Consider the following 26,349-nt stretch of genomic DNA (forward strand, 5'->3'; position numbering starts at 1 on the left):
CCCCTTCTACAAGATTATACATGCCAAGAATGGATATAGCTCTTTAATTTCAAGAAATTGGTCGATAAATTTTCGTTGTAAACGAACGTATATTCGTCTAATATTATGGTTATAATCAGAACAAATGTTCCTTTTGGTTTTAGGAGATGACATATATGATTGATTACAGCATGATGCCAAAGAACAAAATTCTGTGTGTTGATATGAAAAGTTTTTATGCAAGCTGCTCGGCTGTCATGCGAGGGCTTGATCCGCTTAAGTGCTATCTTGTCGTTGCTGGCAATCAGGAGCGAAAGGGGAGTGTCGTATTGGCGGCGTCTCCTCAGATGAAAAAGGTATTTGGGATAAAGACAGGCGCTCGCCTTTTTGAAGTGCCAAATGATCCGCGCATCATCATTGACGAACCGAAAATGGCAACGTATTTAAGAGTAGCTACTGAAATTACACGTGTGTTTAATCGTTATGTCCCGAAGGAGGACATTCATGTGTACAGTGTGGATGAGAGTTTTATTAAAGTGGATAGTGTCCTTCATTTGTGGGGGGATGCTTTTACAATTGCTAGGAAAATAAAGAATGATATTGAACGGGAGTTTCAATTGCCATGTGCGATTGGAATTGGACCAAACATGCTGATGGCAAAGCTTGTGCTTGATTTAGAAGCAAAAACGAAAGAAATTGTTGAATGGACATACGAGGATGTTCAAACAAAGCTATGGAAGGTTTCGCCTTTAAGGGAAATGTGGGGAATCGGTCGCCGTGTAGAAAAAACGCTGAATGGGATGGGGATCTTTTCAGTTGGACAGTTAGCGAATTATGATTTGGAAAAACTGGAAAAAAAATTCGGGGTTATGGGCAATCAGCTGTACCATCATGCATGGGGAGTTGATTTTTCTGATTTAGGTGCACCGATTATGGAAGGCCAAATCAGCTTTGGAAAAAGTCAAATTCTGTTGCGGGATTACAAAGAAGAACATGAAATCAAGGCTGTTATCTTGGAGATGTGTGAGGAGGTAGCAAGAAGGGCACGAGACCACCGAAAAGCTGCACGCACTGTTAGTTTGGGCATCAGCTATAGCCAAGATGAATTTGGCGGCGGTTTTTATCGTTCCCAAACAATGGATGAGCCGACGAATATCACGATGGATATTTACGGTGTCTGTTTAAAGCTTTTTCACAAGCATTATGAAGGGAAAACCGTTCGACAGATTTCTATTTCTCTTAGCAAGCTTGTGGATGATACGGAAATGCAGCTAAATCTTTTTGATACGAATGGCTGGAAGAAGCGGGAGTTAGGTTACACAGTTGATCATATCCGCTCTAAATTTGGAGCTGGGGTTCTTTTAAGGGCTGTTTCTTATACAAGTGCGGGAACTGCTAAGCACCGGGCAACACTTGTTGGCGGCCATAAAATGTAGATAAGGGAGGATTAATTAAATGATTCGGGATCGCGGCAGAATAAAATGGACAGCAATGATGCTTCCTGAACATGTAAAATTACTGAGAGACTGGGCCGAGGAAGATAGACATGAACAAAAGCGGGAAATCGACGAGCAAGCATTAGAAAGCATGAATGATTGCATTTCCGAGGCGATGGAATATGGAAAGGCAGTGACACTGACCTATTATCAGCATAAAAATTACCATCTCGTCATTGGGAACATTCATTATTGGGATGAAATCAATCATAGAGTCCATATTGTTGATCGCTTTGGGGAGGTACACCAAATTCGAATTTCCGAGATAGCCGATGTACGGTTTACGGATTAAAAGCGAAAAACGGTAAGAAGAAGGGGTAGTTTTCCATTGATTGAAGCACCTTAATATGAAGGGGGTGATTCATTTTGCCAAGAGGAAAAGAACTTGAGCAGCTGCCCATGTTGAATATGGCTCCAGGGGCAGGGGAGGACCGCACGACGATGGATCGGGAAAATCTCCAAGGAATAATCGGTGGGGAACAAGTGACTCCTGCAAAGGCAGGAAATGATCAGAAAAAGCGGGGGTGACTCCCCGCTTTTTCCTTATAATTATATGAATCTATTCTTCAGAAGGCTTCGGTGCACGAACAACAGATTCAAATACTCCTTTATGGCTTCCATCACAAAATGGAGCATTCGACGTTCTACCACAACGGCAAAGCGAAAATGTTGGCTTCGTAACGAACGGATTTCCTTCCGCGTCAACAAGCTCAACATCGCCAGTAATACGGAACGACCCATTATCATTCACTTTAATTGTAACCTTTGACATAAATATCCCCCATTTCACAAAGTTGACACATTTTCCTTTCATGTTAAAGGGAAAATGGAAAAAAAGCAATAGAGGGAGCGAACATAGCGAGTTATGATAAAATGAAGAGGTAGAGGAGGTTATATAATTGGAAATTATCGTAACCGAAGCAGCAGCAAATAAAATAAAAGTGAAAAGATCCGGTAAAAATAGCAGCCACTTAAAGCTTAAATACGATACAGAAGGCTGCGGATGTGTGGTCAGCGGTGTATCAGCTCTATGGCTCGTAAATGAGCTAGAGGATGATGACTATGAGATTCATACGAATATAGGCAGTATTTATATTGAAAAATCAAAGGAAGTCTTTTTTGAGGAAACAATGACAATCGATTTCTCGGAAAAGGCAAACTGCTTTCAATTAAAAAGCCCGAATCAATATTTGAATCCAAGAATGAGTTTGTATGACAGGACAGACTATTAAATAACTAATCATAAAGTGAAACTTCTGGCAAGGGATCTCTCTAAGAAGTTTCATTTTTTATTTTCTGGAAAATGTCACATAAGCGGTCAATCATGTGTCTTAATAGATAGAACGAAAGAAAAAGAACGGGAGGTGAGACACTATGTATATAAATAGAACGGAATATAGGCTGGAAGAGTTAAACGAAGAAACGAGCATCGAAGAGTTATTGAAGCAGTACCAACAGCCTATTTATATTTATTGCTATAACATTTTAAGAAATCCTCATGATGCAGAGGATGCGGTACAGGAAGTATTTCTAAAAGCCTATCAAAGCAAAAGAATGATAGAAATTGATAACCGGCGGGCTTGGCTTTATAAAATCGCTTACAACCATTGTTTAAATAAACTTAGAAAAAAGAGTTTGATTGAATTTATTCCTTTTACCGGGAAAGAAAAGGAAAGCATGAATGATTCACATCATGATTTTGAGCTTAATTACATACTGTCAAAATTAAAGCCAAAGGAAAGAGCACTCATTGTGCTCAGAATTATTGAGGATAGAGATTTTTCAGAGATAGCAATCATTCTAGGGATTAACGCTGCCACGGCAAGAAAACGCTTTGAACGTCTAAAGCTGAAAATACAAAAAGTAATCGAAAGGAGGATGCATGATGAAGGATAAAATTCAATCGTACGAAGAATTTGAGAGGCGATTAAAAAGTCAGACCATCCCGGTAATAAAAGATGTGGCTACCAATGCTATAACACGCAAAAAGACGCCGATATTTCTGAGAGCCTCATTTATTACCATCGTTCTTACAGCTTGTATTTCTGTATCGATCGCAGCGGCAGTTAACTACACGGGTTGGAAATTTTTTGACTCTGAGGGGAATCAAGTGTTTGAGGTAAGAACAATGACGGAGGAGGAAGTGGAGCCAAATCGTACGTATAGTGAAATTTATAGCAAGTACGAAGAAGTAATGGAAGAAATACAGAAAGACATCCCTAAAGGCCAATTTAAATATTTTTTAGTAAAGGAAGCTTATGAAGAGATTGGCGGGTACGCATTAACAATGTTAATAAATGGAGAGAAAATTGAAAATGTGGAGCAATTACCAGCTGATATTAGAGAATTTCTCCATTTAAAGAATGAAATACCCAGTGATTTAGTACTAAAAGCAGGAACTATGTATTATGATGTTCCGAAGAGTAATGCGAATTTGTCTGAAGACATGTATAAAGAGGCAAAAGAGAAAAATTTAGAATATATCATTAAGGATGGAAAGTTAACAACTGAAGTTTCGGATATTAATCTTCACTATGAGAGTAAGGGTATGAATGTAGAAGAGGGAAGAAAAATTCAAATGATGATTCGACCAGGAAGTGAGCAAATGCTTACGACAGGAAATCTGGCTGGCTACACTCAACTAACAGAAGATGGAACAAACTTTTTATATGGTGACCATATGATTTATTTTATCAAAGAAGGTGACTCCCAGAAATTCTTAATCTCCATTTCTACTTCGTGGCGAGAAGATGACTTTGATGAAGAGGAGGAAAAAGCAGCGTTACTCGCGATTGCCAAGACCATTTTAAATTAATCGAGTTCTTTATCCGAAATTTACAAAAAACAGGCATGTTCCCTCCCTCACCAACATTTAATGGTAAAGATGTTGCTAAAGTGGAGGGAACTAAGTGAATCAGAAATGGATTGTCGTATTGCTAACAGTGATGCTATTGCTGACAGCCTGCAGGGCAGTGCCGATGAATCAGGTAATTGAAGAGGACATCCCATTTAATGTAAAAGAAGTTATACATACAGAAAAAGTGAAGGATGGCGTTATTCTGTTATATGCAACAAGGCAAAAAAATGAAAAGAGAGAGGAATTTGATGCGGTCACAGTTGCCTTTTTAAAAGGGAACGATCGGGACGGATGGGAGAATGCGGGGCACAATCATTGGAATGATGATAAAGATGACCGTCTGAAGGTCTTTAAAAATATTTTTTACGATTATAATGGCGATGGTGAATTAGAAAACAAAATCCCTGTTATTTATGGGAAAATAGAAGACAATAGCATTAACAGTGTTGAAGTGATCGGGAATGAAGGATTGGAAAGGGCATACGTGATAAAAAAAGAAAGTGGGCGCTATTTTATTAAAGTGGGGGATTATGAATCTGCCAGGGGCTTATCGGGGAATGAAAGAGGAGTAGAGCTGCTAAACTAGAGAGGAGGCCGTATAAGGCCTCATTATTTATGAAAAACATATTCCTCTAAAAACTCATCAATCACCTTTTCGTAATCATCTTTATTTTCGTTCAAGGACTGTGCATGAACCCCGTTGGAGGCTAAAAAGAGCTTTTTGGGGCCTTTTTTTAATTTATATAAGGCTTCGGACATTGTTGGTAAAATAAAATCATCCTTCTTACTATGAATAAAGAGAATTGGGCGTTGAATATTTTCGATGACTGATATGGGGGAGACATCTTTAATTGAATATTTCTGCCGCATGCGTAAAAATAAATCACCCACAGAGAGAATAAGCCTTGGAGGCAGCCGCAATTCTTTCTTTATTTGATAAGCAAGCTGTTCCTCAAAGTCAGAAAAAGGACAGTCTGCAATATAAAAATCTGCACCATCCTCAAGCATACCCGCATATAGCAGCATCGTTGCTGCCCCCATCGATTCTCCGTGGATTCCTATCTCGATGTCCGGGCCATGTTCTTTCTTAAGCCAGTCTACAATGGTTTTTAAGTCGAACTTTTCATAGTGGCCAAAGCTTGTCGTTTTTCCGCCAGACTCCCCATGGCGGCGATGATCGTAAATCACTGCATTAAATCCGCGCTCTAAAAAAAGATTCATATATTTTATGGAGTTCATTTTATTTTCCGTTACTCCATGAGCAATAATGATATAGCGATCATTTTCGTGCGGTTCGATAATGATCGCTTTAAGGTTGTAACCAAACGGTGAAGGAATGAGAACTTCTTTTTTCGGAAGTCCTTCATATTTCATTAAATCAAGCCGCCCCGCTTCCTGTTCCCGATCCACAATAAATTGATCTTCTTTCTTCCTCATATACATAAGCCGGTTCGTAAAATAAACACCGATTGATGTGAAAAAGAGAAGGAGAGATACAAAGTACCGAGTAAAACGAAGAAGTCTTTTCATGTCCATCCTCCTGGTAACCTTTTTACTTTATTTTACCATTTTGGATGAGATTGAAACATGAACTCGACTTAAAGGGAAGAAGAAAGAATGTTGGCAGCCAATACTGTGATTGGCTACCGAACTCCAGAGAAAAAGACAAAAAGGGAGCCAATCACTCCCGCCAGCTCATTGCTCTGAATTTTGACGCTTCGTCGGATGAATGGCCTTTTCTAATTCTTCGGCAGCAATTGTCTGATTCACTGTATTACTATTAGGCTTGCCCTTTTGGCTAAAGCCCTTATCCCGTTTCCGGCTCATTTCGTATGATCCCCCTTCAAGTATGGTTCACCTAATAAGATGGATTATCGAGCGAGAGATTATTCATGCCCTAACCATTTTGTTGCTGGAGTTGATAATACGTACTTTCAATCGAATGGGACAGATGTGGCTCGACTATCGAAATTGCCTCAACTAATTTTTCTAAATTAACATTTGTCTGAATACCCATTCGCTCAAGCATGTAGACCACATCTTCTGTTGCCGCATTTCCTGCCGCTCCGGGAGCAAATGGACACCCGCCAAGACCGCCTGCTGAAGTATCAAACCGGTCAATCCCGGCTTGCAAAGCAGCAAAGATATTAGTAAGGGCAAGTTTTCTCGTATCGTGAAAATGAGCAGTCAGCAAGGTATCCGCAAATTCCCTCTTCAAGCTGCTGAACAAAGCAAACGATTCATGTGGTGCAGCCTTTCCGATCGTATCGGCTACACTCAGCTCATCAACCCCTGCGTCAACGAATTGTCGGCATAAATCCAAAGTATCTTCCGGCTTGATTTTTCCTTCATATGGGCAGTAAAAGGCAGTTGAAATGCAAGCACGGACAAAATAACCTTTTTCTTTTAACTCGCCGATAATCGGGAGGAGCTCGGTCATGCTTTCCTTCGTAGATTTGTTGATATTCTTCCGGTTGAACGTATTACTGACCCCAACGAACACAGCCACGGCCTTGCAATCAGTCATATAAACTCTTTCAATTCCTTTTCGGTTTGGCGCTAAAACAATGTTGCGTGTTTCATTATCAAGACAGCCAGCAACAATTTCAGCAGCATCACCCATTTGCGGAACCCATCTTGGCGAAACGAAAGATGTAAGCTCCATTTCTGTTAAACCAGCGCTTCTCAATCCCCTGATAAACTCCTTTTTAATTTCTGTGGGCACAAAGGATTTTTCGTTTTGCAGTCCATCACGCGGACCAACTTCAATAATTGTTGCTTTAGCAGGCAATTGCAGCGTCATGTTTTCCTCTCCAGTCTCATAGTTTATAAGGGTATATACGATTATTTTATTCAATTTGTTTTTTAAAAAGCAAGAATAATAGAAATTTTGACATAATAAAAGGGTTTTTGCGATTTTTCTCGAAATAGTAGCATTGAAACGGATTGTGAAAGGGTGGGGAATATGACACAAACAGAAGTAGTGATTGTGAGTGCTGTAAGAACAGCGATTGGCAGTTTTAATGGGAGTTTGAAGGATGTTTCCGCTCCTGATCTAGGGGCAGTAGCAATTAAAGGTGCACTTGAAAAAGCGGGTTTAAAACCTGAGCAAATAGACGAGGTTATTCTAGGGAATGTTTTACAGGCAGGGCTTGGCCAGAATCCAGCAAGACAAGCCGCACTTAAAGCGGGCCTTCCTGTAAGCGTTTCCGCAATGACGATCAATAAAGTGTGCGGTTCAGGTTTAAAGGCTGTTCATTTGGCGACACAGGCGATTATAGCCGGGGACGCAGAGGTCGTTGTAGCCGGCGGAATCGAAAATATGAGCCAAGCTCCATACATATTAAAAAATGCTCGCAATGGATTCAAAATGGGTGATCAAAAACTGATTGATACGATGACTTCTGATGGCTTAACATGTGTATTTAATGATTATCATATGGGCGTTACAGCAGAAAATCTTTGTGAAAAATATGAATTAACAAGAGAAGAACAGGATGAATTTGCTGCGGCGAGTCAAGAAAAAGCAGTGAATGCGATTGAAACAGGCAGATTTAAGGATGAGATTGTTCCGGTTGAAATCCCGCAAAGAAAAGGTGATCCAATCATCTTTGATACAGATGAATATCCGAAAAAAGGAACGACGGCAGAAAAGCTTGCAAAGCTAAGACCCGCGTTTAAAAAAGACGGCAGTGTCACAGCTGGTAATGCGTCGGGGATTAACGATGGTGCAGCAATCCTTGTTGTGATGAGCAGGAAAAAGGCAGATGAGCTGGGAATTAAGCCGCTTGTTACGATTAAAGGAAATGCGAGTGCTGGAGTAGATCCAAGCATCATGGGCATTGGCCCGGTTCAAGCTGTAAAAAAGGCGCTAGAAAAAGCATCTGTATCCATAGAAGAGCTAGAGCTGATTGAAGCGAATGAAGCATTTGCAGCACAGTCGCTAGCTGTTGATAGAGAGCTTGTGTTTAACAAGGATATTCTTAATGTCAACGGTGGAGCAATTGCACTGGGTCATCCGATTGGTGCGAGCGGAGCCAGGATTCTTGTCACATTGATTCATGAAATGCAGAAGCGGCAGGCGAAAAAAGGTCTTGCCACCCTTTGCATCGGCGGAGGCCAAGGTGTCGCAACGGTAGTTGAACTGGCATAAAAGGTTATCTATTCACATAAATTACACGTTCTCGAAAAATGAGGGGGAGAATGACATGAAAACAATTTGTACTTCCTTTAATGAAGCAGTGAAGGATATTCATGATGGCGCTGTTTTAATGGTCGGCGGATTTGGTCTCTGCGGAATCCCGGAAAACTTAATCCTTGCACTTGTTGAAAAAGGAGTGAAGGATTTAACCGTTATCTCGAATAATTGTGGGGTAGATGACTGGGGACTTGGGCTGCTATTGAAAAATAAGCAGATTAAGAAAATGGTAGGTTCCTATGTAGGGGAAAATAAAGAGTTTGAAAGACAGGTGCTTTCCGGGGAGATCGAGGTAGAGCTCCTCCCGCAAGGTACGCTTGCTGAAAAGATTCGAGCAGGCGGAGCGGGAATCCCAGCCTTTTATACACCTGCTGGAGTAGGTACGCCAGTTGCAGAAGGGAAAGAAACGAAGATCTTTAATGGTAAAGAATATTTGCTGGAGGAAGCGTTGTTTGCGGACTTTAGTTTAGTAAGAGCGTGGAAAGGCGATAAAATGGGGAATCTTGTTTATCACAAGACGGCAAGGAACTTTAATCCTATGATTGCTGCGGCGGGGAAAGTAACAATTGCTGAAGTAGAAAAGCTATATGAAATCGGTGAGCTTGATCCGAATGGGATTCATACACCGAGCATTTATGTGCAGTCTTTAATCGAAGGAAACCAGGAAAAACGTATTGAAAGGCTGATTGTCCAAAAGTAAAAATGAAGAGGAAGGAGACGCTGCAAATGACGAATGATAAAGCTGCTGTTCGAGAAAAAATTGCCAGACGCGCTGAAAAGGAAATTGAAAATGGATTTTATGTAAATCTTGGGATTGGCATGCCAACACTTGTAGCAAATTATATTTCAGATAATAAAGAAGTAGTGCTGCAATCAGAGAATGGCTTGCTTGGCATTGGTCCATATCCTACAAATGAAGAAGTGGATCCGGATCTAATCAATGCGGGGAAAGAGACAGTTACAGCTATTCCTGGATCTGCTTATTTTGATAGTGCGGAATCTTTTGCCATGATCCGCGGCGGTCATGTAAATATTGCGATCCTTGGCGGAATGGAAGTTTCTGAAAATGGCGATCTCGCAAACTGGATGATTCCTGGTAAAATGATTAAAGGAATGGGCGGTGCGATGGATCTTGTTCATGGAGCAAAGAAAATCATTGTCATCATGGATCATACGAACAAAAATGGCGAATCAAAAATTTTAAAGGAATGCACATTGCCGTTAACAGGAAAAGCGGTTGTGAACCGCATCATTACGGAACGTGCCGTTATTGATGTAACGGAGTCAGGCTTAAAGCTTGTAGAAGTAGCAAAAGGCTTTACGATCGAAGAGATTATTCAATCAACCGAAGCAGAACTGCAGGTAGATGAGAACGTTCTTACAGAGGCTTATTAATCAATTTCGAAAAGTGCAGCTCTAAATGCTGGGCTTTTCTTTATCTAGGAGGAGAAGTATATGAGTTTTTCGTTTAAGGGAATTGATCATATCCAATTAGCAGCGCCGGAAGGCTGTGAAGAACAGGCTAGAGTATTTTTCGGGGAGATCCTCGGACTTAAAGAAATTCCAAAACCAGAAAATCTGCGAAAACGTGGTGGATGCTGGTTTCAATGTGGGAACCAGGAAATCCATATCGGTATTCAAGAAGGCTTTGTACCTGCCAAAAAAGCCCATCCGGGATTAGTAGTAGAAAATTTGGCTGCATTGCGTGAAAGCTTGCTGAGGCAAGAGATCATTATAAAGGAAGAACCACCAATTGAGGGGAGAAGCCGATTTTTTGTTGATGATCCATTTGGGAACCGAATAGAGTTTCTCGAATTTTTGAAGTGAGAATGATATAATAATTTGTAAATTATTTATATGAGGGGATTTCAATGAAAAAGAAAAAACAGCATTCCCAACCCAAAAAGGATGATAAGCCAGTTACACTTGGTGATATGCTCAATCAAGATTTAATGGCAAAATTAAAAGATACGAAGCATCAATTAAAGATAGCTGAAGATAAAAAAATAGAAGAGGAAGAGCTGCGCAAAAAAGAGGAAAGACGATTGCGCGAAAAGAATAAGAGCTTCGAGGAATTGCTTGGTGAGAGTAATTTGAACTGGAAAGAATTTAAATAAAGCAAAAATAAAATGACGCTTGGAGCGGAAAGCTTAAGCGTCATTTTTCTTTAAAACCGATGCTGATCATATCGGTTTAGCTTAGTAACCGATTGAATAAGTGAAAGCTCAACTTCTGAAAGCGGATTGGCTTGTACTGCTTTTGCATTTTCTCTAATTTGCTCTGCTTTGCTAGCCCCTGCCACTACGGAGGAAACAGAAGGCTGGGCCAAATTAAACTGGAGGGCCGCTTCTGTCATCGTTCGGGAATCTGCTAGCTTTCCTCTCAGCATAGGTAAAATCGAGCGTAATTCTTCATTGCTGTAATCGAGAAAGCCTTGTTCGGAGGCTTTTTCAAGCATCCTATTGCTTAATAAGCCTTTTGCCAGCGGCCCTCTAGTTACGACACTAATGCTATGTTCTTGCAGAAAAGGGAATACGTGCTCCTCGGGACGGCGATCTAACATACTGTATTGCATCATGATAGAGACTATGCTTGATTTATCTGCGTATTCGCGTATGACATTTGGACGAATGGATGAAAGGCCATAATAGCGGATAAGCCCTTCTGCTTTTAGATCTTCGAATGCTTCAATTGTTTCGTCAATCGGATCCTCAATCGTCCCACCATGGAGCTGGTATAAATCAATATAATCTGTACCGAGTCTTGTTAAGCTGTTCTTAACAGCTTCTTTTATATACAGTTTGGAAGGGTCCCATCGCCAGCCGTTTTTATCTTTATTCCATCGGTTTCCAACCTTTGTGGCGATAATGACTTTATCTCTTACATGCTTTAATGCTTGCCCGACCATTTGCTCATTTTCACCGAAATCGTAAAGGTCTGCTGTATCAAAATAATTAATTCCTTCTTCTAATGCTGTCTCGATGATTTCCTGCGCCTTTTTCGGCTCAGTGCCAAGGGACATGCACCCTAGACCAAGCTCACTTACATATAAATCTGATTTCCCTACTTGTCTTTTTTTCATATGTGCTCCTTATTTTTCTTTCTATTGTATAAAATATTTGAAGCAAACTGCAATTAAATCATTCATTCTGTTTGCCATTCGAGCAAGAATAAACCCATTCCTTTAACAAATAATAATCCTTGCTGTATTCTTTTAATTTCGCTCGAATTTCCCATGCTTTTCCGACGAGTGTAACACCTTTCTCATGAACATAGATTTTCATGACCTGCTCCTCCAATTAAAGTATGATAATATGTATGAGAAAATATAATCGGAATAGAACAGGAGTGGCCGCAATTATGAGTCGCCTAGAAGAAAAGACGTTACATACAGAGAAGATTTTTACCGGAAAGGTGATTAGCCTTCAAGTGGAGGAGGTAGAATTGCCTAACGGAAACGTCTCAAAGCGTGAGATTATCAAACATCCGGGTGCAGTAGCGATTCTAGCGTTAACAGATGATAATAAAATTGTCATGGTTGAGCAGTACCGAAAGGCGTTAGAAAAGACAATCATCGAGATACCTGCAGGAAAGCTTGAACATGGAGAAGATCCAGAAACCTGTGCTAAAAGAGAATTAGAGGAAGAAACAGGATATGACTGTAAAACAATGGAGTGGCTGATCTCCTTTTATACATCACCAGGTTTTGCCGATGAAATTGTTCATCTTTACATAGCAAAAGGACTGGAGAAAAAGGAAAATGCGGCATCTCTTGATGAGGATGAATTTGTGAATTTAATGGAGATCACATTAGAAGAAGCGCAAGCGTATTTGAAGGAACAAAGAATATATGATGCAAAAACAGCTTATGCCGTTCAGTTTTTGCAATTACAAAAGGCGTTGAAGAAGTAAATGAAGAATTATTATTCTGATCTGCATATTCATATCGGAAGAACACGATCCGGAAAACCGGTAAAAATAACAGGGGCCAAATCTTTGACCTTCACAAACATAATTGAGCATGCCAGAAATGAAAAAGGGCTGAACATTATTGGGATTATTGATTGCCATTCACCAGAGGTTATTTTGGAAATTGCGGATCTTCTTGAAACAGGTGATGTGATTGAGCATCCTGATGGCGGCTTACAGTACGGGGATTTAACAATTATTCCAGGCTCAGAGCTGGAAATATATGATAAAAACTGTCATGGCCCGATTCATGTTCTTGCGTACTTCCCTGCACTTTCCATCATGAAGGAATTTTCGATGTGGCTGTCTAATCATTTAAAAAATGTCACACTCAGCTCACAAAGAATTTATGTTTCAGGCAGAGAGCTCCAATTAAAAGTAAAAGAGCTTGGTGGACTATTTATTCCTGCTCATGTTTTTACCCCATTTAAAAGCCTATTTGGGAAAGGTGTTCAGAAATCACTAACAGAAGTATTTGATAAGGACCTCATTGATGGGATTGAGCTTGGTTTAAGCGCCGACACTGTGATGGCGGATCAAATAAGAGAATTACATGGCTATTCATTTGTAACGAATTCTGATGCCCATTCTTTAAAGAAGATTGCTAGAGAATACCATGTGCTACATTTGGAAGCACCAACTTTCAATGAACTGGAAAAAGCACTGCATGAAATAGGTGGGCGAAAAGTTAAAGCTAATTATGGCCTCGATCCACTCCTTGGAAAGTATCATCAGACCGTCTGCTCTCAGTGCTGTGCACGGTTTGACCCGGAAAAGGGAGTATGCAGCAATTGCGGCAGTACCAAGTTTATAAAAGGAGTCGCGGATCGGATTACTGAACTAAAGACTGCGAGCATGTCTCCTGTTAATCGGCCGCCATATATCCATCAAGTACCACTTGAATTTATTCCAGGTCTCGGACCGAAAATGCTTGAAAAGCTTCTTGATCATTTTGGAACAGAAATGGCCATCTTACATGAAGTTCCGTTAGAAAAATTAGAACAGATCATTCCAGCTAAAACAGCAGAAATGATTATCAAAGCACGTGAAGGAAAATTAAGCTTATCTGCCGGCGGCGGTGGAAAGTACGGAAAAATTTCAGATTAACAATGAAAAGATCTAGTCCCTAAATAAGGACTAGATTTTTTTTGTCATACAAAACAAGGACAGGCATACAATTTAATAACAGATATAGAGCAGGAGGATCGCAATGAGAAAAAAAATGTACCAGAACGTCGTCGCAAATCATTTTCGTGAGCATTCCTCAATTTATTTATTTGTGGTTGTATTATTTTTAATGGGTGTCATTTTTGGAGCAATTATCGTGAATAGTTTAAGCTTTACACAAAAAGAAGATTTATTTTACTATCTCTCACAATTTTTTGGACAAGTATCGGCCGGGAATGTAGCGGCTGCAAATGACTTATTCAAGCAAAGCTTCTTCCATAACACGAAATTTATTGGGTTAATGTGGATTTTAGGTATATCTATTATTGGTCTGCCCGTCATCCTAATTCTCTTGTTTATGAAGGGGATGGTCGTTGGGTTTACTGTCGGTTTCTTAGTAAATCAAATGGGATGGGATGGATTTTTGCTTTCATTTGTTACGGTTTTGCCGCAAAATGTAATTATCATTCCTGTATTTATTGTCGCTTCAACGATCTCAGTCTCGTTTTCGTTAAAAATGATCAGCAGGCAATTCATGAAAAAGATCGGCCAGCCCATCATGCCGATGTTAGGAAAGTATATGTTTGCTTTTGTTGTCGCAGTGTTATTTTTATGTGCTGCGGCAGGAATCGAGGCGCTGCTCTCACCAATATTGATGAAATCGGTAATCAATTCATTTTAGGCTTGTGAAAATGGGGCCAATTTATATATAATGGGCGAATAAACGAATTGTTTATTCGTTTTTTTTGTCGTAAAATAAAGAATAAGTATCCTTCTCTTTTGATAATAATTATTATATAATATTGAGTATCAACTCTTATTTGTAATAATTTTATTTTGAATCTATCCCATAATCTGTTATAATGAGAATGTTAGTGGCGAGGGAGGAACTTCGGATGGAAAGTAGAATTGATAGAATAAAGAAACAGTTGCATTCGTCAAGCTATAAATTAACGCCTCAGCGTGAAGCAACCGTTCGCGTTTTGCTGGAGAATGAAGAGGACCATTTAAGTGCGGAAGATGTCTACCTCCTTGTTAAAGAAAAATCGCCTGAGATAGGCTTGGCAACTGTATATAGAACACTTGAATTATTAACAGAACTGAAAATTGTCGATAAAATTAACTTTGGTGATGGGGTTTCACGCTATGACCTTCGACAAGAAGGAGCAGCACATTTCCATCATCATTTAGTATGCATTGAATGTGGAGCAGTGGATGAGATCCAGGAAGATTTATTAGAGGATGTCGAAGAGGTCGTTGAACGAAGATGGAACTTTAAAATTAAAGATCACCGCTTGACATTCCATGGCATTTGTTATCGTTGCCACGATAAAGCCAATAGTGAAGAAACTGAAAAAGTTGAACAACAATAGCAAGAAAACCTTTTCTGTTCGTGGAAAAGGTTTTTTTTGTAAAATAAAATGTTGGTTGATGATTATTTTTAATTTATAATCTAAACGCCATCATAGGTATAATTCTTGTCCAAAATGGCATATCTTTTACTATTAACGATATGTGGGGGACATGTAAGATGAAATCGTGGCTTAAAATTGTTTTTCAAACGATAAAAGTATTCGTTCTTTTCACGGGATGCACAATCCTTTTTTATTATGGTATTATGTGGTTAAATGAAGAATATCAAGATTATCACCGCTATGATGAACCAGAGGGCACTGCTGTAAAAGTATTCTCTAGGGGAAATCCCAACGGTTCATCAAGCTGGTTTGATCGGTTAATTCTTTTCTATTTAAATGGAGAGTAGGGCCATTAATGGAGGACAATCTTAAAGATTTCATACATTATTTACTAGTAGAAAAAGGACTGGCAAAAAATACAATCATTTCTTATGAGAGAGATCTGAAAAGCTATATAAAGTATTTGAAAAAGGCTGAAGCAATAACGGCAATGAATGATGTCCAGCGTCTACAAATCATTCATTTTCTGAAGAGCTTGAAAGAACAGGGGAAATCATCAAAAACGTTGGCGAGGCATATTGCTTCTATTAGAGCCTTTCATCAATTTCTTTTAAGGGAGAAGGCTGTAGACCAAGACCCCTCTGTACATATTGAATCCCCTCAGCATGAACGATCACTGCCAAAGGTATTAAATATGCAAGAGGTGGAAACATTATTAGATTCACCGAAAACGCATGATCATTATGGACTTCGTGATAAGGCGATGCTTGAATTATTATATGCAACAGGAATCAGGGTTAGCGAATTAATCAGTTTGAAGATTGGGGATGTCCACTTGACAATGGGGTTTGTCCGCTGCATTGGCAAGGGCAATAAAGAGCGAATCATTCCAATAGGAAAGACAGCTGCTGGTGCACTTGAACGGTATCTTCAAGAAGGAAGAAGCCACTTTGTTTCAAAAAAACAAAGAGATGATTCCTTATTTTTAAATCACCATGGCCGTGGGCTATCGAGACAAGGATTCTGGAAAATTCTCAAACGTCTTGCTGCCGAAGCGGGCATTGAAAAGGACTTAACCCCGCATACCCTCAGGCATTCCTTTGCAACTCATCTACTCGAGAATGGTGCTGATTTACGTGCCGTTCAAGAAATGCTTGGCCATGCGGATATATCAACAACACAAATTTATACACATGTAACAAAAACTAGATTAAAAGATGTATATAGTCAATATCATCCGCGGGCATAACGAAAAGCGGAAGCGCTGGAGCTAGACTATTCTCTAAATTCAAAGCTGCTATTAAAAATGGCAGCTTTTTCTTTCATTTATTAAAGATATTAGGTAAAATATAGATGTCAGACTTCCGACATATAAAATGGAGAACATGTGATAAACGTATGTATAAGGGGTAACCTAATTAATATTTACAAATGTAAACGTATTCACTATCAAAGGAGGAGTTTAAATGACTTCATATGCATATAAAAGAGTTTTCGTCGTTGTTATGGATTCAGTTGGAATAGGTGAAGCGCCGGATGCTGAAAAATTCGGGGACAAGGGAGCCGATACACTTGGTCATATTGCCGAAAAAATGAACGGCTTGAAGATGCCGAACATGGGTAAGCTTGGACTTAGCAATATTCGTGAAATTAAGGGCATTGAAAAAGCTGAGAAACCGCTTGCTTTCTTTACGAAAATGAAGGAAGCATCAAATGGAAAAGATACGATGACAGGTCATTGGGAAATTATGGGACTTAATATTCAAACACCTTTTCAAGTTTTTCCAGAAGGCTTCCCGCAAGAATTAATTGCTGAACTAGAATCACGCACTGGCAGAAAAGTGATTGGCAATAAACCTGCAAGCGGAACGGAAATTCTTGTTGAGCTTGGGGAAGAACATATGAAGACCGGTGCACTTATAGTGTATACATCAGCTGATTCTGTTCTTCAAATTGCTGCTCATGAAGAAATTATTCCTTTAGAAGAGCAATATAAAATTTGTCAAATCGCGAGAGAACTTACACTGGATGAAAAATATATGGTTGGCAGGGTAATTGCAAGACCATTTATTGGTGAACCGGGAAACTTCCAACGAACATCTAATCGTCATGATTATGCCTTAAAGCCTTTTGATCGTACAGTCATGTCAGAAATGAAGGATGCGGGACTCGATGTGATAGCTATCGGAAAAATTTCTGATATCTTTGATGGTGAAGGTGTAACAAAGTCTCTTCGTACGGTTTCAAATATGGATGGGATGGATAAATTACTGCAATCATTTGATATGGACTTTACTGGTTTAAGTTTCTTAAATTTAGTAGATTTTGATGCCCTTTATGGTCACCGCAGGGATCCTGAAGGATACGGAAAAGCGCTTGAAGAATATGACGCACGTCTGCCAGAAGTATTTGAAAAGATGCAAGATGGGGATTTGCTGATCATTACGGCTGACCATGGGAATGATCCAATTCATCACGGAACAGACCATACAAGAGAATATGTACCACTTCTTGTCTATGCAAAAAATAATGAAAATGGCAAAGAGCTTACAATTCGTGAAACATTTGCAGACATTGGCGCGACAGTTGCAGAAAACTTCCATGTTAAAATGCCTGCTTATGGAAAGAGCTTTTTACAGGAATTGAAATAGGAGGAAATGATCATGTCATTCGAAAAAATTGAAAAAGCAGCAAGTTTCTTAAAGGAAAAATATGAGGAGACACCCCAGATCGGTTTAATCCTTGGGTCTGGTCTCGGTGTCTTAGCAGAAGAAATCGAAAATCCTGTAAAGATTCCTTATAATGAAATTCCAGATTTTCCTGTTTCAACTGTTGAAGGCCACGCGGGTCAGTTAGTATTCGGCTTGCTTAATGGCATTCATGTAGTTGCCATGCAAGGACGTTTTCATTATTATGAGGGCTATTCTTTTGAAAAAGTAACCTTCCCTGTTCGTGTGATGAAGGAACTTGGAATCGAACAATTAATTGTAACAAATGCAGCCGGCGGAGTGAACGAAAGCTTTTCACCAGGTGATTTAATGCTAATTAGCGATCATATTAATAATATGGGAAACAATCCACTAATTGGTCCGAATGATTCGCGCCTCGGTGTTCGTTTCCCAGATATGTCTGAAGCTTATTCGTCTGAGCTTAGACAACTGGCAAGAGGAATAGCAGCGAAATTAGGCTTAAATATCCAAGAAGGTGTCTATGTTGGCAATACGGGGCCAACCTACGAAACACCAGCTGAAATCCGCATGCTGCGCGTGTTAGGCGGAGATGCTGTTGGCATGTCCACAGTACCTGAAGTAATTGTCGCGAGACATGCAGGTATGAAAGTACTGGGGATCTCCTGTATCTCTAACATGGCAGCTGGGATTTTGGATCAGCCGTTAAATCATGAGGAAGTTATTGAAACAACTGAAAAAGTGAAAGCAGATTTTCTTATCTATGTAAAAGCGTTAGTACAAGAACTTGGTACAAAGTAGGTACTAAAGGAAAGCGAGCGGTGATTTATTATGAGAATGGTAGATATTATTGAAAAGAAAAGAGATGGAAAAGAATTATCGGCAGAAGAAATTCAATTTTTCATACAAGGATATACTGACGGCTCGATTCCTGACTATCAAGTAAGTGCGTTAATGATGGCGGTTTTCTTTCAAGGAATGACTGAACAGGAAAGAGCCGATTTAACAATGGCGATGGTTGAATCTGGTGATAAAATTGATTTATCCAAAATTGAAGGTATTAAAGTGGATAAGCATTCGACTGGCGGGGTTGGAGATACAACAACACTTGTATTAGGACCATTAGTTGCAGCCGTTGGTGTTCCAGTCGCAAAAATGTCTGGACGAGGGCTTGGCCATACAGGGGGAACGATTGATAAACTCGAATCTGTTGAAGGCTTTCATGTAGAAATCGAAAATGAAGAATTTATAAATCTTGTGAATAAAAATAAGATTGCTGTTATCGGGCAAAGCGGAAATTTAACACCCGCAGATAAAAAGCTTTATGCTCTCCGTGATGTCACGGCAACCGTTGATAGCATCCCATTAATTGCAAGCTCTATTATGAGCAAGAAAATTGCCGCGGGAGCCGATGCGATTGTACTTGATGTTAAGACAGGCGCAGGCGCATTTATGAAAACACTGGAAGATTCGAATGAGCTTGCAAAGGCAATGGTTCGTATTGGGAATAACGTTGGTAGGAATACAATGGCGGTTATTTCTGATATGAGCCAGCCGCTCGGATTTGCGATCGGTAATGCCCTTGAAGTAAAAGAGGCGATTGATACGCTTAAAGGAGAAGGACCGGAAGATTTAACAGAGCTTTGCTTAACATTAGGAAGCCATATGGTTGTTCTTGCAAAAAAAGCCGATAGCTTAAAGGAAGCACGTGAAATGCTTGAAGGAGTCATGAAGGATGGCACAGCTTTAGAAACATTTAAAACGTTCCTAAGCTCACAAGGAGGCGATGTATCTGTCGTTGATGAGCCATCGAAGCTTCCGCAGGCGAAATTTACATTTGAATTGGAAGCGAAGGAAGAGGGCTACGTTTCCGAAATAGTTGCTGATGAAATTGGCACAGCGGCTATGCTTCTTGGCGCTGGAAGAGCAACGAAAGAATCCGTTATTGATCTCGCAGTTGGTTTGATGCTTCGGAAAAAAATTGGTGATCAAGTGAAAAAAGGAGAGTCACTTGTGACGATTTACAGCAATTTTGAAGAAATTGATGAGGTAGCATCAAAGCTTTATGCAAATATTAAATTATCTAAAGAAAAAGTAGCTGCGCCAACATTAATCCATGGAGAGATTACCGAATAAATAAAAACTGTCAGGGGAAAACAGCCCCTGACAGTTTTTATTTTTATCGTTCAAAATATAAATTTTTACTTATAGGAAATTGTATAAATTTGTTACAAATGGAAATGATGGAGGCTATAAAGAATGGAGGTTTGTGTGATGAAACGAATTGTCCCTTTAATAGTTATGTCTTTCCTATTGACAACACTCTTTGTACCTGAAGCAACAGCAAAAGAAAATGATGGGCTAGATTTAGCTAAAAATGTAAAATCGGCCATCTTAATTGAACGAGACACAGGTGCAATTTTATACGAAAAGAATAGCAACGAACAGCTCCCTCCTGCAAGCATGACGAAAGTAATGACCATGCTATTAATTATGGAGGCATTAGATGAGGGCAGGCTGTCGATGGATGAAAAAATTCGCACAAGTGAATATGCTGCTTCAATGGGAGGATCACAAATTTTCCTTGAGCCAGGAGAGGAAATGACGACGGAGCAGATGCTAGAAGGAATTGCCATCGGGTCTGGGAATGATGCATCCGTTGCGATGGCAGAAAGGCTTGCTGGCTCTGAAGAAGAGTTTGTAAAGCTCATGAACAAAAAAGCAAAGGAACTTGGACTAAAAAATACAGAATTTAAAACAGCAACGGGTTTGCCTGGTCATGGAGATTATAGTACCGCTCACGATATGTCCATGATGGCCAAAGAGCTTCTAAAATACGAAGGAATAACGAAATACACCGGTACATATGAGTCTTATCTACGAGAAAATACAGATAAAAAATTCTGGCTAGTAAATACAAATCGCCTAGTTAAATTTTATCCAGGTGTAGATGGACTGAAAACCGGATTTACGAATGAAGCAAAATATTGCTTAACAGCAACGGCTGAAAAGAATGGGATGCGTGTCATTGCGGTTGTATTCGGGGCCCCGACCTCAAAGGAGAGAAATGCCCAAGTAACAAAGATGCTTGATTACGCTTTCAGCCAATATGAGACACACCCGCTGTATAAGCGGAATGTGGCACTTGGAAAAGTTGCTATTAGCAAGGGAGAAAAGAAAAGAGTTGAAGCGATGACGAGTGAACCGATCTCCCTTTTAACGAAAAAAGGGGAAGGCATTGAAAATATTAAACAAACGGTGGAATTAAATAAAAATGTGAAGGCTCCTATAAAAAAAGGGGATAAAGTAGGAATATTAAAATTGAAACAAGACGGAAAAACAATCGTTGAGACGCCGCTTGTAGCCAAAGAAGGTAGCAAGGAAGCGAGCTGGTGGACATTATATAAACGTTCAATGGGCATGTTTACAAAAGCAGGGCAATAGTAAGATATAAGGCACTGTCGAAATATTGATTATACATTCTAGTTTTAGCGAAATGCCACTAGTTTTGTCTTTCGGAAGGAAATGCGTTAGCGCATAGCGAATTTGACTCACTATAAAGGCAAAAGTATATCATGTAAAGTGATATGGTATAAAGCCAAATGGGATCCTAGATAAGGAGGCTATGATAGTGAGTCTTACTATTAATTTAGAAGTGAAGAAAGATGTCCTATGTATTCGTTTAAGCGGGGAACTAGATCATCACTCTGCTGATGAGCTGCGGAGACAGGCGTCTAACGCAATTGAAGAATATGATATTCATCATATTATTTTAAATCTTGAACAGCTTTCCTTTATGGATAGCTCAGGTTTAGGCGTTATTTTAGGCAGATATAAACAAATTAAACAACAGCATGGTGAAATGGTTGTTTGTGCAATTTCTCCAGCAGTCCAAAGATTATTTGATATGTCGGGTTTATTTAAAATTATCCGTTTAGAGCCGACAGAAGAATTTGCTTTGCAAAGACTGGGGGTTGCATGATCAATGAAAAACGAAATGCAAATTAAATTCAGTGCATTAAGCCAAAATGAATCGTTTGCCCGTGTAACTGTCGCAGCATTTATTAGTCAGCTTGATCCGACAATGGATGAGTTAACTGAAATTAAAACAGTTGTATCTGAAGCAGTCACCAATTCGATCATTCACGGCTATGAACAAGATCCAAACGGGCTTGTGTATATTACTGTGAAAATCGAGGATGGTTTCATTGATATGTCCATCCGAGATGAGGGTTTGGGCATAATGAACGTGGATGAAGCTCGGCAACCGCTGTATACAACTAAGCCAGAACTTGAGAGATCAGGCATGGGCTTTACAATTATGGAAAATTTCATGGATGAAATCGAAATTCAATCGCAACCGGGGAAAGGCACAGAGATCCGATTAAGAAAGCATTTATCAAATAGTAAAATGCTATGCAATTAAGGGAGTCTTGCTATGGATGTGGAGGTTAAAGCAGAAAAGAGCCAAACTTTTTTGAAGGATCATGAAGTCAAGGAGCTAATCCAAAAAAGCCAGGCTGGTGATCAAGAGTCTAGGGATTTAATTGTCCAAAGGAACATGCGTCTCGTCTGGTCGGTTGTTCAGCGCTTTTTAAACCGAGGATATGAGCCGGATGATCTCTTTCAAATCGGTTGTATTGGATTATTGAAGTCAGTTGATAAATTTGACCTATCGTTTGATGTAAAGTTTTCAACGTATGCCGTTCCTATGATTATTGGGGAGATTCAGCGATTTATACGAGATGATGGGACAGTCAAAGTCAGCCGCTCTTTAAAAGAGATGGGAAATAAAATTCGGAAAGCAAAGGATGAATTGTCTAAATCGCTTGGAAGAATACCCACCGTCTCAGAACTTTCTGAATTCCTTGATATTCCGCCTGAGGATATTATCCTTGCTCAAGAAGCTAGCCGGACCCCATCATCCATTCATGAGACGGTGTATGAAAATGATGGAGACCCGATCACATTGCTTGATCAAATTGATGATGGAAATGAAGGAAAATGGTTTGATAAGATTGCTCTAAAAGAAGCGATAAATGAACTGGATGACAGGGAACGTTTGATTGTCTATTTGCGCTATTATAAAGATCAAACGCAATCTGAAGTGGCAGCAAGACTTGGCATCTCACAAGTTCAAGTATCTAGGCTTGAAAAAAAGATCCTCCAGCAAATGAAAGACCGTATGGATTTATAATCCATACGGTCTTTTTTGTGAATCTCCGATATCTTTTGCAACCGTATTTATTTACTAACTATTTTTTCTAATACCCAATTATTGGTCGTCATGAAGTAAATATATGTAACTCATACTAGTGATACAAGGAAATAACTGTGTGGGAAGTGAACGAAATGGAACGAACGGTTTATATTCGGTTGCGTCACCGCATACAAGTACGAGCTCGTGAGGAAATTTTGCTCAAGGATATTGCTCAGCTAATTGTCGAAGATAAGCATTTTGAGAAGTTGAGCCAAATGAAAGTTTATGAAGTAACGGAACAAGACCGGAATATAATCATCATTGATGTCATGATGGTTATCCGTTTAATCACAGAAATGCTGCCGAATATAGAAATTCAAACACAAGGACCATCTCAAGTAATTATTGAAGTGGTATCTGAAAAAAGGAAGGTATCCCTGCCACTTTTTATTTTAGTATGGTTTTTATTGTTTATCGGTGCGGCCTTAACAATTATGAATTTTCATGAGGATGTTAGCATGCAGGCTGTTCAGCAGCGGATTTACACTATCATTACCGGAAAAATGGATGACAAACCTTTGATCTTTCAGATACCTTACTCCATTGGCCTAGGCCTAGGAATGATTCTATTCTTTAATCATCTTTTTAAGAAGCGTCTTAATGAAGAGCCGAGCCCTCTGGAAGTAGAAATGTTTAATTATCAGTTGGATCTAGATAATTATGTGGCAATGAACGAAAACAAAGAAAGTATGAAAAATATTGACGAGCGGTAATGTAGTCTTAGTCATGTTTGTCGGTCTTGCTGGGGGATTAGCAGTAGGCTCTGGGTTCGTAGCGTTTCTGTCTGTATTAGGTGTGATCCCAAGGCTTATGCAGTTGACAAAAACAATGAAAATGATCCGGTTTTATGAATGGGCTGTAGTAATGGGGGCTGTCATTGGTGGAATGAGTACGTTATGGGATCCGATCTTTCACCTCACATCCTATCTATTAGTACCGATAGGCTTGGCTTCCGGGATATTCGTAGGTATGATTGCGGCAGCATTGACGGAAGTGCTAAATGTCCTGCCTATTCTTGCTAAGCGAGTAGGCATAGATGGACAAATTGTATTTTTGTTAATGGCCATAGTGCTTGGCAAGATTGTAGGTTCACTCTTTCAGTGGATCTATTTTGTAGATAAGTAGCAAAAAATAGTGATTAGAAGGCTGTATCAACCTATGATGAAAGGATAATAGAACATGGAGGATCATCGAAGGCACGTAATTTTAATTACAGATGGAGATGATTATGCTAGAAAATCAATCGAACACATTGCCAATGAAATCGGGGGCAGATGTATCTCCTTATCCCACGGAAATCCTACCACCTTAGACGGCCCCCTAATTGTAAAGCTGATAAAAAAAGCACCGCATGACCCCGTGTTTGTCATGTTTGATGATAGCGGTTTTGTAGGTGAAGGAGCGGGGGAGCGCGCGTTAAAGTATGTAGCAGCTCATGAAGATATTCATGTACTTGGGATTATTGCAGTTGCTGCAAAAACAAGACAGGCTGAATGGGCAAAAGTGGATGTTTGTATTGACCGTGATGGAGAATTAACTCCTTATGGAGTCGATAAATATGGGCTTCAAGAAATGGAAAAAGGAAGACTTTATGGTGACACGGTCTATTGTCTCGATGAAATAGACGTCCCCATTAAAGTTGGAATTGGTGATGTAGGAAAAATGGCGAAAAAAGACCATTATGAAATTGGCTCGCCAATTACGAAGAAAGCCGTAGAACTCGTATTGGAAAGGAGCGGTTATCGTGGCAGACAATAAAATGAAAAATAAAATGCCTATTCCTGATTCAGTGGAAGAAATTGAAACGTATATGAAAAATAGAATTGGGTTGGGGGATAGTTTTGATTTAGGTGTTCGAAAACTCATCATTCTTAGAAAAGATGTACATTTTTATTATGTAAACGGACTAACAGATACCCAATTTATTATTGAAATTGTTGAAGAGCTTGTTGCAATCAATGACAACGAAAAATTATCAGCAAATATAAGTAAAATAGTTGAAAATAGGTTAGTCCATCAATCTGTAACTAAAATAAAAACAATGGATGAGCTTGTGGATCAAGTGCTATCAGGGCTGATTGTTGTAGTAATGGAAGGGGTTACCCATGGATTAGTCATTGATGTCCGCAGTTATCCAGGCAGAACACCAATGGAGCCGGATACGGAAAAGGTAGTAAGGGGATCAAGGGATGGATACGTAGAAAATATTATCATAAATACTGCCTTAACACGAAGAAGGATACGTGACGAAAGGCTTCGCTTTGAGATTATGAGGGTTGGTGAAAGATCAAAAACAGATGTGGCAATAGGATATATTAAAGATGTTGCCAATCCTGATTTAATTGACGTAATCCGAAAAGAAATTGCTGCCATACAAATCGATGGTATCACAATGGCCGACAAAACAATTGAAGAATTTTTATTAAAGCAAGGATTTAATCCTTTTCCACTTGTCCGCTATACAGAGCGAGCAGACGTTGCGGCAACTCATTTGCTTGAGGGGCATGTTTTAATATTTGTTGATACGTCACCAAGTGTAATGATTTCACCTACAACATATTTTCATCATTTACAGCATGCAGAAGAGTATCGGCAATCGCCGGCAGTAGGTACATTTGTACGCTGGATTCGTTTTCTTGGGGTAGCTTCATCCTTGTTTTTGCTGCCGCTTTGGTTTTTGTTTGTATTGGAGCCTTCTCTTTTACCCGAAAGTATTTCATTTATTGGACCTAATGAAGAAACCAATATACCCGTGATCATTCAATTATTTCTTGCAGAAATAGGAATTGAATTGCTTCGGATTGCTGCCATTCATACACCAACTCCGTTATCTACAGCTATGGGCTTAATTGCAGCTGTTTTAATCGGACAAATTGCCATTGATGTTGGTTTATTTGTTCCAGAGGTTATTTTGTATGTGTCCCTTGCTGCAATTGGAACTTATACAACTCCAAGTTATGAATTAAGTATCGCTAACAAGCTCTTTCGGTTATTATTTTTAGTCCTGGTTGCAATATTTCACACCCCGGGCTTTGTTGTTGGGATTACGATATTTATCCTATTCCTTGCGAATATGAAGCCATTAAACATACCGTATTTATGGCCGTTTATCCCATTTCATCCGAAGGCATTATGGCGAATATTCGTTCGTGCATCTGTACCTGGTTCGAGTATACGTCCAAGTATTGTCCATACGACAAACCGTTATAAGCAGCCGCCAAAAAACAGTACTTCAAAATGATATCTACTTATTGCGGACTTAACAGAATTGTGTTAAAATTTCTTAAAATTAATAAACAAAATACGACAGAAAATAGACAG

General features: G+C 39.5%; 35 protein-coding genes. 29 read left to right on the forward strand and 6 right to left on the reverse strand.

Translation table 11 applies throughout. The features are described from left to right. The first annotated feature begins 155 nt into the window (after positions 1 to 155). The 3 genes from RUH74_RS01125 (at position 156) to RUH74_RS01135 (ending at position 2,003) form a co-directional block, all read left to right on the forward strand. On the forward strand, positions 156 to 1,415 hold the full coding sequence (locus RUH74_RS01125) for a Y-family DNA polymerase (RefSeq protein ID WP_313798398.1): 1,260 nt from the start codon (positions 156 to 158) through the stop codon (positions 1,413 to 1,415). 19 nt (positions 1,416 to 1,434) lie between these two features. Next, positions 1,435 to 1,767, forward strand: a complete 333-nt coding sequence (locus RUH74_RS01130; RefSeq protein ID WP_313798399.1) for a YolD-like family protein — start codon at positions 1,435 to 1,437, stop codon at positions 1,765 to 1,767. Between the two features lie 74 nt (positions 1,768 to 1,841). Further along, positions 1,842 to 2,003, forward strand: a complete 162-nt coding sequence (locus RUH74_RS01135) for a hypothetical protein (RefSeq protein WP_313798400.1) — start codon at positions 1,842 to 1,844, stop codon at positions 2,001 to 2,003. Positions 2,004 to 2,034: 31 nt separating this feature from the next. Here the strand turns inward: RUH74_RS01135 and RUH74_RS01140 are convergent, their stop codons facing one another. After that, positions 2,035 to 2,247 carry a CDGSH iron-sulfur domain-containing protein gene (locus RUH74_RS01140; RefSeq protein ID WP_313798401.1) on the reverse strand — a complete coding sequence of 71 codons (213 nt, stop codon included), beginning with the start codon at positions 2,245 to 2,247 and terminating at the stop codon, positions 2,035 to 2,037. Between the two features lie 127 nt (positions 2,248 to 2,374). On the opposite strand from RUH74_RS01140, the gene RUH74_RS01145 reads away from it, so the two are divergent. From RUH74_RS01145 to RUH74_RS01160, 4 genes are all read left to right on the forward strand, one after another. Continuing rightward, entirely contained in the window at positions 2,375 to 2,707 is a 333-nt protein-coding gene (locus RUH74_RS01145) for an iron-sulfur cluster biosynthesis family protein (protein ID WP_313798402.1), read from the forward strand. A 142-nt stretch (positions 2,708 to 2,849) separates the two neighbouring features. Then, positions 2,850 to 3,371 carry an RNA polymerase sigma factor gene (locus RUH74_RS01150; protein WP_313798403.1) on the forward strand — a complete coding sequence of 174 codons (522 nt, stop codon included), beginning with the start codon at positions 2,850 to 2,852 and terminating at the stop codon, positions 3,369 to 3,371. Next, complete coding sequence (locus RUH74_RS01155) at positions 3,358 to 4,290, forward strand: hypothetical protein (protein ID WP_313798404.1); 933 nt, start codon at positions 3,358 to 3,360, stop codon at positions 4,288 to 4,290. Before RUH74_RS01150 ends, RUH74_RS01155 begins: the two co-directional genes overlap by 14 nt. A gap of 94 nt (positions 4,291 to 4,384) precedes the next feature. Next, positions 4,385 to 4,918: a hypothetical protein gene (locus RUH74_RS01160; RefSeq protein ID WP_313798405.1), complete on the forward strand. Its 534-nt coding sequence runs from the start codon at positions 4,385 to 4,387 to the stop codon at positions 4,916 to 4,918. Between the two features lie 23 nt (positions 4,919 to 4,941). Here RUH74_RS01160 and RUH74_RS01165 read toward each other — a convergent pair whose 3' ends face one another. The 3 genes from RUH74_RS01165 to RUH74_RS01175 form a co-directional block, all read right to left on the reverse strand. Beyond that, a complete protein-coding gene (locus RUH74_RS01165; RefSeq protein WP_313798406.1) occupies positions 4,942 to 5,862 on the reverse strand; it encodes an alpha/beta hydrolase in 921 nt (306 codons plus the stop codon). A gap of 165 nt (positions 5,863 to 6,027) precedes the next feature. Then, positions 6,028 to 6,159: a hypothetical protein gene (locus RUH74_RS01170; protein WP_313798407.1), complete on the reverse strand. Its 132-nt coding sequence runs from the start codon at positions 6,157 to 6,159 to the stop codon at positions 6,028 to 6,030. 70 nt (positions 6,160 to 6,229) lie between these two features. After that, complete coding sequence (locus RUH74_RS01175) at positions 6,230 to 7,135, reverse strand: hydroxymethylglutaryl-CoA lyase (protein ID WP_313798408.1); 906 nt, start codon at positions 7,133 to 7,135, stop codon at positions 6,230 to 6,232. Between the two features lie 162 nt (positions 7,136 to 7,297). Between RUH74_RS01175 and RUH74_RS01180 the strand changes: the two genes are divergently transcribed. From RUH74_RS01180 to RUH74_RS01200, 5 genes are read left to right on the forward strand one after another with little or no spacing between them, the layout of a single operon-like run. Then, positions 7,298 to 8,485, forward strand: coding sequence for an acetyl-CoA C-acetyltransferase (locus RUH74_RS01180; RefSeq protein WP_313798409.1), 1,188 nt, complete (start codon positions 7,298 to 7,300; stop codon positions 8,483 to 8,485). A gap of 55 nt (positions 8,486 to 8,540) precedes the next feature. Next, a complete protein-coding gene (locus tag RUH74_RS01185; RefSeq protein ID WP_313798410.1) occupies positions 8,541 to 9,230 on the forward strand; it encodes a CoA transferase subunit A in 690 nt (229 codons plus the stop codon). A gap of 26 nt (positions 9,231 to 9,256) precedes the next feature. Continuing rightward, a complete protein-coding gene (locus RUH74_RS01190) occupies positions 9,257 to 9,925 on the forward strand; it encodes a CoA transferase subunit B (RefSeq protein ID WP_313798411.1) in 669 nt (222 codons plus the stop codon). A gap of 60 nt (positions 9,926 to 9,985) precedes the next feature. Continuing rightward, entirely contained in the window at positions 9,986 to 10,357 is a 372-nt protein-coding gene (locus RUH74_RS01195) for a VOC family protein (protein WP_313798412.1), read from the forward strand. Between the two features lie 44 nt (positions 10,358 to 10,401). Continuing rightward, entirely contained in the window at positions 10,402 to 10,647 is a 246-nt protein-coding gene (locus RUH74_RS01200) for a YqkE family protein (protein ID WP_313798413.1), read from the forward strand. 50 nt (positions 10,648 to 10,697) lie between these two features. On the opposite strand, the gene RUH74_RS01205 is transcribed toward RUH74_RS01200, so the two are convergent. Together RUH74_RS01205 and mciZ are read right to left on the reverse strand one after the other, a co-directional pair. Beyond that, positions 10,698 to 11,612: an aldo/keto reductase gene (locus RUH74_RS01205; RefSeq protein WP_313798414.1), complete on the reverse strand. Its 915-nt coding sequence runs from the start codon at positions 11,610 to 11,612 to the stop codon at positions 10,698 to 10,700. Positions 11,613 to 11,670: 58 nt separating this feature from the next. Beyond that, the gene (gene mciZ / locus RUH74_RS01210; protein WP_313798415.1) at positions 11,671 to 11,814 is read right to left on the reverse strand and encodes a Z-ring formation inhibitor MciZ; all 144 of its coding nucleotides are present in this window, start codon (positions 11,812 to 11,814) and stop codon (positions 11,671 to 11,673) included. Between the two features lie 76 nt (positions 11,815 to 11,890). Between mciZ and RUH74_RS01215 the strand changes: the two genes are divergently transcribed. The 17 genes from RUH74_RS01215 (at position 11,891) to RUH74_RS01295 (ending at position 26,269) form a co-directional block, all read left to right on the forward strand. After that, positions 11,891 to 12,442: an NUDIX hydrolase gene (locus RUH74_RS01215; protein ID WP_313798416.1), complete on the forward strand. Its 552-nt coding sequence runs from the start codon at positions 11,891 to 11,893 to the stop codon at positions 12,440 to 12,442. After that, positions 12,443 to 13,606, forward strand: coding sequence for an endonuclease Q family protein (locus tag RUH74_RS01220; RefSeq protein WP_313798417.1), 1,164 nt, complete (start codon positions 12,443 to 12,445; stop codon positions 13,604 to 13,606). It abuts the gene before it with no gap. A 103-nt stretch (positions 13,607 to 13,709) separates the two neighbouring features. Continuing rightward, entirely contained in the window at positions 13,710 to 14,348 is a 639-nt protein-coding gene (gene spoIIM / locus RUH74_RS01225; protein ID WP_313798418.1) for a stage II sporulation protein M, read from the forward strand. A gap of 214 nt (positions 14,349 to 14,562) precedes the next feature. Next, positions 14,563 to 15,039, forward strand: a complete 477-nt coding sequence (gene fur / locus RUH74_RS01230; protein ID WP_053476878.1) for a ferric iron uptake transcriptional regulator — start codon at positions 14,563 to 14,565, stop codon at positions 15,037 to 15,039. A gap of 158 nt (positions 15,040 to 15,197) precedes the next feature. Beyond that, a complete protein-coding gene (locus RUH74_RS01235) occupies positions 15,198 to 15,428 on the forward strand; it encodes a YqzK family protein (protein ID WP_313798419.1) in 231 nt (76 codons plus the stop codon). An 8-nt stretch (positions 15,429 to 15,436) separates the two neighbouring features. Continuing rightward, a complete protein-coding gene (xerD, locus tag RUH74_RS01240; RefSeq protein ID WP_313798420.1) occupies positions 15,437 to 16,330 on the forward strand; it encodes a site-specific tyrosine recombinase XerD in 894 nt (297 codons plus the stop codon). A gap of 217 nt (positions 16,331 to 16,547) precedes the next feature. Next, the gene (deoB, locus tag RUH74_RS01245) at positions 16,548 to 17,732 is read left to right on the forward strand and encodes a phosphopentomutase (protein WP_313798421.1); all 1,185 of its coding nucleotides are present in this window, start codon (positions 16,548 to 16,550) and stop codon (positions 17,730 to 17,732) included. 12 nt (positions 17,733 to 17,744) lie between these two features. Then, positions 17,745 to 18,569, forward strand: coding sequence for a purine-nucleoside phosphorylase (locus RUH74_RS01250; protein WP_313798422.1), 825 nt, complete (start codon positions 17,745 to 17,747; stop codon positions 18,567 to 18,569). Positions 18,570 to 18,599: 30 nt separating this feature from the next. Next, on the forward strand, positions 18,600 to 19,904 hold the full coding sequence (locus tag RUH74_RS01255) for a pyrimidine-nucleoside phosphorylase (protein ID WP_313798423.1): 1,305 nt from the start codon (positions 18,600 to 18,602) through the stop codon (positions 19,902 to 19,904). Between the two features lie 138 nt (positions 19,905 to 20,042). Then, positions 20,043 to 21,212 (forward strand): D-alanyl-D-alanine carboxypeptidase family protein, encoded by a 1,170-nt coding sequence (locus RUH74_RS01260; protein ID WP_313798424.1) that lies wholly within the window; start codon positions 20,043 to 20,045, stop codon positions 21,210 to 21,212. Positions 21,213 to 21,399: 187 nt separating this feature from the next. Then, on the forward strand, positions 21,400 to 21,750 hold the full coding sequence (gene spoIIAA / locus RUH74_RS01265) for an anti-sigma F factor antagonist (protein ID WP_053476873.1): 351 nt from the start codon (positions 21,400 to 21,402) through the stop codon (positions 21,748 to 21,750). Positions 21,751 to 21,753: 3 nt separating this feature from the next. Then, positions 21,754 to 22,194 carry an anti-sigma F factor gene (spoIIAB, locus tag RUH74_RS01270; RefSeq protein ID WP_313798425.1) on the forward strand — a complete coding sequence of 147 codons (441 nt, stop codon included), beginning with the start codon at positions 21,754 to 21,756 and terminating at the stop codon, positions 22,192 to 22,194. Positions 22,195 to 22,206: 12 nt separating this feature from the next. Continuing rightward, positions 22,207 to 22,965 carry an RNA polymerase sporulation sigma factor SigF gene (sigF, locus tag RUH74_RS01275; RefSeq protein WP_313798426.1) on the forward strand — a complete coding sequence of 253 codons (759 nt, stop codon included), beginning with the start codon at positions 22,207 to 22,209 and terminating at the stop codon, positions 22,963 to 22,965. A gap of 155 nt (positions 22,966 to 23,120) precedes the next feature. Further along, a complete protein-coding gene (locus RUH74_RS01280; RefSeq protein WP_313798427.1) occupies positions 23,121 to 23,741 on the forward strand; it encodes a stage V sporulation protein AA in 621 nt (206 codons plus the stop codon). Positions 23,742 to 23,754: 13 nt separating this feature from the next. After that, a complete protein-coding gene (locus RUH74_RS01285; RefSeq protein WP_313798557.1) occupies positions 23,755 to 24,153 on the forward strand; it encodes a stage V sporulation protein AB in 399 nt (132 codons plus the stop codon). 54 nt (positions 24,154 to 24,207) lie between these two features. Beyond that, positions 24,208 to 24,786, forward strand: a complete 579-nt coding sequence (spoVAEA, locus tag RUH74_RS01290) for a stage V sporulation protein SpoVABEA (protein WP_313798428.1) — start codon at positions 24,208 to 24,210, stop codon at positions 24,784 to 24,786. A gap of 1 nt (position 24,787) precedes the next feature. Then, entirely contained in the window at positions 24,788 to 26,269 is a 1,482-nt protein-coding gene (locus RUH74_RS01295) for a spore germination protein (RefSeq protein ID WP_313798558.1), read from the forward strand. Positions 26,270 to 26,349 lie beyond the last annotated feature (80 nt).

Source organism: Cytobacillus sp., from assembly GCF_032154635.1.
GTDB lineage: Bacteria > Bacillota > Bacilli > Bacillales > Cytobacillaceae > Cytobacillus.

What these genes read in the sequence shown, in the direction of transcription:
- RUH74_RS01155 (WP_313798404.1), top strand. Translation starts at nt 3,358, where the DNA reads ATGATGAAGGATAAAATTCAATCGTACGAAGAATTTGAGAGGCGATTA.
- RUH74_RS01150 (WP_313798403.1), top strand. Translation starts at nt 2,850, where the DNA reads ATGTATATAAATAGAACGGAATATAGGCTGGAAGAGTTAAACGAAGAA.
- RUH74_RS01185 (WP_313798410.1), top strand. Translation starts at nt 8,541, where the DNA reads ATGAAAACAATTTGTACTTCCTTTAATGAAGCAGTGAAGGATATTCAT.
- RUH74_RS01295 (WP_313798558.1), top strand. Translation starts at nt 24,788, where the DNA reads ATGAAAAATAAAATGCCTATTCCTGATTCAGTGGAAGAAATTGAAACG.
- deoB (WP_313798421.1), top strand. Translation starts at nt 16,548, where the DNA reads ATGACTTCATATGCATATAAAAGAGTTTTCGTCGTTGTTATGGATTCA.
- RUH74_RS01195 (WP_313798412.1), top strand. Translation starts at nt 9,986, where the DNA reads ATGAGTTTTTCGTTTAAGGGAATTGATCATATCCAATTAGCAGCGCCG.
- xerD (WP_313798420.1), top strand. Translation starts at nt 15,437, where the DNA reads ATGGAGGACAATCTTAAAGATTTCATACATTATTTACTAGTAGAAAAA.
- RUH74_RS01250 (WP_313798422.1), top strand. Translation starts at nt 17,745, where the DNA reads ATGTCATTCGAAAAAATTGAAAAAGCAGCAAGTTTCTTAAAGGAAAAA.
- RUH74_RS01260 (WP_313798424.1), top strand. Translation starts at nt 20,043, where the DNA reads ATGAAACGAATTGTCCCTTTAATAGTTATGTCTTTCCTATTGACAACA.
- RUH74_RS01170 (WP_313798407.1), bottom strand. Translation starts at nt 6,159, where the DNA reads ATGAGCCGGAAACGGGATAAGGGCTTTAGCCAAAAGGGCAAGCCTAAT.
- RUH74_RS01215 (WP_313798416.1), top strand. Translation starts at nt 11,891, where the DNA reads ATGAGTCGCCTAGAAGAAAAGACGTTACATACAGAGAAGATTTTTACC.
- RUH74_RS01130 (WP_313798399.1), top strand. Translation starts at nt 1,435, where the DNA reads ATGATTCGGGATCGCGGCAGAATAAAATGGACAGCAATGATGCTTCCT.
- RUH74_RS01205 (WP_313798414.1), bottom strand. Translation starts at nt 11,612, where the DNA reads ATGAAAAAAAGACAAGTAGGGAAATCAGATTTATATGTAAGTGAGCTT.
- fur (WP_053476878.1), top strand. Translation starts at nt 14,563, where the DNA reads ATGGAAAGTAGAATTGATAGAATAAAGAAACAGTTGCATTCGTCAAGC.
- RUH74_RS01140 (WP_313798401.1), bottom strand. Translation starts at nt 2,247, where the DNA reads ATGTCAAAGGTTACAATTAAAGTGAATGATAATGGGTCGTTCCGTATT.
- RUH74_RS01175 (WP_313798408.1), bottom strand. Translation starts at nt 7,135, where the DNA reads ATGACGCTGCAATTGCCTGCTAAAGCAACAATTATTGAAGTTGGTCCG.
- spoIIAB (WP_313798425.1), top strand. Translation starts at nt 21,754, where the DNA reads ATGAAAAACGAAATGCAAATTAAATTCAGTGCATTAAGCCAAAATGAA.
- RUH74_RS01165 (WP_313798406.1), bottom strand. Translation starts at nt 5,862, where the DNA reads ATGAAAAGACTTCTTCGTTTTACTCGGTACTTTGTATCTCTCCTTCTC.
- RUH74_RS01200 (WP_313798413.1), top strand. Translation starts at nt 10,402, where the DNA reads ATGAAAAAGAAAAAACAGCATTCCCAACCCAAAAAGGATGATAAGCCA.
- RUH74_RS01285 (WP_313798557.1), top strand. Translation starts at nt 23,755, where the DNA reads ATGTTTGTCGGTCTTGCTGGGGGATTAGCAGTAGGCTCTGGGTTCGTA.
- RUH74_RS01220 (WP_313798417.1), top strand. Translation starts at nt 12,443, where the DNA reads ATGAAGAATTATTATTCTGATCTGCATATTCATATCGGAAGAACACGA.
- RUH74_RS01180 (WP_313798409.1), top strand. Translation starts at nt 7,298, where the DNA reads ATGACACAAACAGAAGTAGTGATTGTGAGTGCTGTAAGAACAGCGATT.
- sigF (WP_313798426.1), top strand. Translation starts at nt 22,207, where the DNA reads ATGGATGTGGAGGTTAAAGCAGAAAAGAGCCAAACTTTTTTGAAGGAT.
- mciZ (WP_313798415.1), bottom strand. Translation starts at nt 11,814, where the DNA reads ATGAAAATCTATGTTCATGAGAAAGGTGTTACACTCGTCGGAAAAGCA.
- RUH74_RS01280 (WP_313798427.1), top strand. Translation starts at nt 23,121, where the DNA reads ATGGAACGAACGGTTTATATTCGGTTGCGTCACCGCATACAAGTACGA.
- RUH74_RS01125 (WP_313798398.1), top strand. Translation starts at nt 156, where the DNA reads ATGATTGATTACAGCATGATGCCAAAGAACAAAATTCTGTGTGTTGAT.
- spoIIM (WP_313798418.1), top strand. Translation starts at nt 13,710, where the DNA reads ATGAGAAAAAAAATGTACCAGAACGTCGTCGCAAATCATTTTCGTGAG.
- RUH74_RS01255 (WP_313798423.1), top strand. Translation starts at nt 18,600, where the DNA reads ATGAGAATGGTAGATATTATTGAAAAGAAAAGAGATGGAAAAGAATTA.
- spoVAEA (WP_313798428.1), top strand. Translation starts at nt 24,208, where the DNA reads ATGGAGGATCATCGAAGGCACGTAATTTTAATTACAGATGGAGATGAT.
- RUH74_RS01190 (WP_313798411.1), top strand. Translation starts at nt 9,257, where the DNA reads ATGACGAATGATAAAGCTGCTGTTCGAGAAAAAATTGCCAGACGCGCT.
- RUH74_RS01235 (WP_313798419.1), top strand. Translation starts at nt 15,198, where the DNA reads ATGAAATCGTGGCTTAAAATTGTTTTTCAAACGATAAAAGTATTCGTT.